We start from the raw sequence: 2,290 nt of genomic DNA, 5'->3' as shown, positions 1-2,290 counted from the left end.
TGCTCCTGTTCCGATCCCTGCAGCAGCTGCAAGCGCAAGCAGCGTAGTTTGGCTTGCCCTCACCCCCAATCCTTCCCCCCTGGCGAGAGGGAAGTTGCAGTTGGCCTAGGGAGAAGGGCGCTCCAGGATCCCTCCCCCCAGCAGGAGATCCCCGTGGTACCAGACGGCAGCTTGGCCAGGAGTGACCCCAAACTGCGGCTCGGCAAACTGCAGCTTTACCCGCTCTGGCGATTCCGGGATCACCATGGCGGGCACTGGGGGGGTACGGTAGCGCACCTGAACCTCAACAGCCAAGGATGCCGTCGGCGCCGGGATAGAGACCCAGTTAACTTGGCTTACCCACGCTTCAGCCTGGGTAGCCTCCTCCCGTTCCCCCACGACAACGCGGTTCATGGCCGCATCGATGCGCACCACGTAAAGCGGACGGGAAGAGGCAATCCCCAACCCCTTGCGCTGGCCCACCGTGTAGTGGTGGATGCCCTCATGGGATCCCAGCACTCGCCCCTGGGTATCGACGATTTCCCCTGGCCTTTGCCCAAGGTACTGATCCAAAAAGCTCCGCATCGAGCCATAGGTTTCAATCAAGCAGAGATCCTGGCTTTCGGGCTTGTCGGCTGTAACCAGCCCGTAGCGGGCAGCCAACTGACGGGTTTGGGCCTTGGTGTACTCGCCCAAGGGGAAGAGGCTATGGGCTAGGTGCTCTTGGCTGAGGTCGTAGAGAAAATAGGACTGATCCTTCTGCCGATCTACCGCCCGCAGGAGTTGGTAACGTCCTAGCTCGGCGTTAAAGCGCACCCGTGCGTAGTGGCCGGTGGCCATCTGCGAGATGCCCAGCTTTTCGCGGGCATAGGCCAGCAACGGGCCGAACTTCACCGTTTTGTTGCATTGGGAGCAGGGTAGAGGGGTAATGCCCTCCGCATAGCCGGCCACCAGATAGTCCACAATGTTGGCCTGAAACAGCTCGCGGCTATCCACCACATGGTGAGGGATCCCCAGCTGCTCACAAACAGCTGCCGCATCCACCAAGCCTTCGGTACAGCACTGCCCCTTCCCCCTCATGAGCCAGAGGGTGACCCCCTCCACGGCGTAGCCCTGTTCCTGCAAAAGGGCCGCCACCGTAGAGCTATCCACACCCCCAGAAAGGGCCGCCACAATGCGGGGCCGCGACGGGGATGCAACAGGTGAAACCGATGAGTGGGGGCTAGTAACCATCAAGGCAAGGGATCCTAGGAAAAGAAAGGCTCAGCCGGAAACAGAGGAGGCCTCTCTCTGGGGATTGGGGAACCCGGAACAAGCTGAGCTGGGATCTTTACTTTAGCCTTCCTCAGAATTGGCTGGCCCGGATCCCTTCTCAGGGGTGGTTTCTGAGATGCCCCTTTGCCGCAAGCGCCGCAGCGAATCCAGAGCCGCCGCCGCAACGCTATCGTGGGGATCCCTGGCCAGGTAGTTGAGAGCAGAAACGCTCTTGGGGGAAGGCAAATTGCCCAGCGCTTGGGCCAGCCGCTGCCGCACCAGCCAGTCTTCCGATTGGGCAAACTCCAGAATCCGATCCAACGCCCGCAGATCCCCCAATTCCCCCAAAGCCGCAATGGCCGCTTGCTGCAGCAACACCTCCGGCCCATCCAAGGCTCGCAGAAGCACCTCGTAAGCCCGCGGATCCTTCAAGTTCCCCAAGGCCACCGCGGCACTGAAGCGCACCAGCCATTCTACATCCTCGTAGAAAGCACGCACTAAAGCTTCAAAAGCCCGCGGATCTTCCAAATAGCCCAGGGCACCTGCCGCGTCGGCGCGAATGCCATAATCCGGGTCTTGGGTGAGGATTTCCAGCAATTTGGGCAGACAGGCGTCCGTTTGCTTGATCCCCAGGGCAAAGACGGCAAAAGAGCGCACCTGCAGGTTCTCATCGTCGATGACCTGCAAAATCAGCGGCACCGCCTGCTCTGCCGGCACATCCCGCAACTGGGCCAAGGCCACCATCCGGTCCGCAGAACGCGGGCTGCGCAAGCGTTGAGCGATCTCCTGTAAACGGGCGGGGTTGGCGGGATCCAAAGCAGAGACAGTCATGGCGTTAACAAATATTTACAATCTTTCTTCAGTATGGCAAACGAGGCTGCGCTTGGACAGAGGCCGTCTTTGTCTGGCCCGGTCGGGATCTCTGGGGACATGGTGCCACTGTTTCGATCGACAAATCCTAGCACTGTTGTCGAGAAAAGCAGGTTGACTTGGCCCCATCACGAAGATTTTGGATATTTTGGTGGAGAGGATACGAGGCTGATACATTTACGCTGAA

The 2,290-nt window shown here is 59.8% G+C and carries 2 protein-coding genes; both read right to left on the bottom strand.

The features are described 5' to 3' along the window. Nucleotides 1-105: 105 nt before the first annotated feature. Nucleotides 106-1,212, bottom strand: a complete 1,107-nt coding sequence (mnmA, locus tag NW819_RS11185; protein WP_414413787.1) for a tRNA 2-thiouridine(34) synthase MnmA — start codon at nt 1,210-1,212, stop codon at nt 106-108. Between the two features lie 102 nt (nt 1,213-1,314). Beyond that, nucleotides 1,315-2,064 (bottom strand): HEAT repeat domain-containing protein, encoded by a 750-nt coding sequence (locus NW819_RS11180; RefSeq protein ID WP_414413786.1) that lies wholly within the window; start codon nt 2,062-2,064, stop codon nt 1,315-1,317. Nucleotides 2,065-2,290: the final 226 nt, after the last annotated feature.

The organism is Synechococcus sp. R8-2, assembly GCF_047461715.1.
Taxonomy (GTDB): domain Bacteria; phylum Cyanobacteriota; class Cyanobacteriia; order Thermostichales; family Thermostichaceae; genus Thermostichus.
This window is presented reverse-complemented; position numbering and strand designations above follow the sequence as displayed.